Genomic DNA, 2,030 nt, shown 5'->3' on the forward strand with positions numbered 1-2,030 from the left:
GCGACCGGCGAACCGATCGGGACATCCGTTCCGGCACCGCACCTCGCCAGGACCGTGGCGACCGCGGCCTGGGCGACCATGAACAGGGTGGTTCCGGTCTCGCGCGCCAGCCCGGTCAGGGCAGCGTGCGTGGTGGCGGGGGCGGTCACCTTGTGGGTGGCCCCGCGATAGGAGGCGACGGCGGGCCGCGGCCGGTCCACCGGCAGCGTGGCCTCCTCAGGCAGCCCGGCCAACTCCTCTTGCCAGAAGTTGAGTTGGCGCTCCTCATCGGTGGCGAGGAGGTTCCGCTGCCACAGGGTGTAGTCGGCGTACTGGACCGGCAGCGGCGCCCACGCGGGGGCACCGCCCTGGCAGCGGGCCGCGTACGCGGTGGCGAGGTCCCGCAGGAGCGGGCCGTTCGACCAGCCGTCGGAGGCGATGTGGTGCATCACCAGCAGGAGCACATGCTCCTCGGGCGACAGTTCCAGCAGATCCGCGCGGATGGGCAGATCGGCGGAGAGGTCGAAGGTCACACCGGCCGCACGGGCCAGCGTCCGGGGCAGGGACTCCTCCGTCACCGGGGTCACCGGGAGCGCGAGGTCGGTCTCCGTCGCGGAGCGGATCGCCTGGTGAGGCGTGCCGTTCTCGGAGGGGAACGAGGTTCGCAGGGCTTCGTGCCGGCCGAGCACGTCGTGGAGGGCGCGGCGCAGCGCCTCCTTGTCGAGCGTGCCGGTCAGCCAGACGGCGAGGGGGATGTTGTACGTCGGTGACGGTCCCTCCAACTGGTCCAGGAACCAGAGCCGTTGCTGAGCGGAGGACAGCGGCAGCCGCTCCGGCCGCTCCCCCGCCACCAGGGCGGGACGCTCCTCCTCGGTGCCGCTCACCGCGATCAGCTCGGCCAGCCGTACGACCGTCGGGTACTGGAAGATCTCCCGCACCCCGAGCCGCACGCCGAAGGCCTCCCGGATCCGGGAAGTGAGCCGGGTGGCGAGCAGGGAGTGGCCGCCGCGGTGGAAGAAGTGGTCGTCGATCGAGACGGACGACAGGCCCAGTGTGGCCGCGAACAGGCCGCACAGGATCTCCTCGGCGGGGTTGCGCGGGGCGCGGCCGCCGCTGTCCGCGTCGAGGTCGGGTGCGGGCAGGGCCCGGCGGTCGAGCTTGCCGTTGACCGTCCGGGGCAGCTCGTCCAGGACGACGAAGGCGGAGGGCACCATGTGCTCGGGGAGGCGCGCCGCGGTGTACCGGCGTACGGCGGCCGTGTCGACACCCGCTCCGACCACGTAGGCGACGAGGCGTTTGTCGCCGGGGCGGTCCTCGCGGACGACGACCGCGGCTTGCTGGACGTCGGGGTGCGCGGTCAACGCCGTCTCGATCTCGCCGGGTTCGATACGGAAGCCGCGCAGCTTGACCTGCTCGTCACCGCGGCCGAGGTACTCCAGGGCGCCTTGCCTGTTCCAGCGGGCCAAGTCGCCGGTGCGGTACATCCGGGAGCCGGCCGGACCGTAGGGGTTGGCCACGAAACGGTCCCCGGTCAGCCCGGGCTGACCGATGTAGCCGTGCGCCAGACCGTGACCGGCCACATACAACTCACCCGGCACACCCGGCGGCACCAACGCCAGGTTCTCGTCCAGCACATACGCGTGCTTGCCGAGCAGCGGCCCACCCACCGGGATCGCCCCTTGCTCGGCCCCGATGGTGTGGGTCGTCGTGAAGCCCATGCTCTCCGCCGGACCGTAGCCATTGAGGAGGCGCAGGCCGGGGTGGGCTTCCAGGGCGCGGGCCACGTGAGTCGGTGAGGCCGCCTCGCCGGCGGTCATGGCCTCCCTCAAGTGCGCGAACACCGAAGCGTGTTCGTCGAGCATGTGGTTGAAGAGGCTGGCGGACATCTGCAACGACGTGACGCCGTGACGTTCCACCAGCTCGGCGATCTGCTGCGGATCCGTGTGCTGCCCCGGCTGGAGGACACACACCCCGCCGTGCAACAGCGGCCCGAACACCTCCAGCGCGAAGGCGTCCCACGACACCGGGGAGCACTGCAGGAAGGTCTGCTG

At 71.6% G+C, this 2,030-nt stretch carries 1 protein-coding gene; it reads right to left on the reverse strand.

The window, feature by feature from the left end; genetic code table 11:
* On the reverse strand, positions 1–2,003 hold a 2,003-nt coding region (locus ACWDRW_RS40265; RefSeq protein WP_451733554.1), incomplete at its 3' end, for a condensation domain-containing protein.
* Between the last annotated feature and the right edge of the window lie 27 nt (positions 2,004–2,030).

The sequence above is a fragment of the Streptomyces sp. NPDC003635 genome, assembly GCF_053587635.1.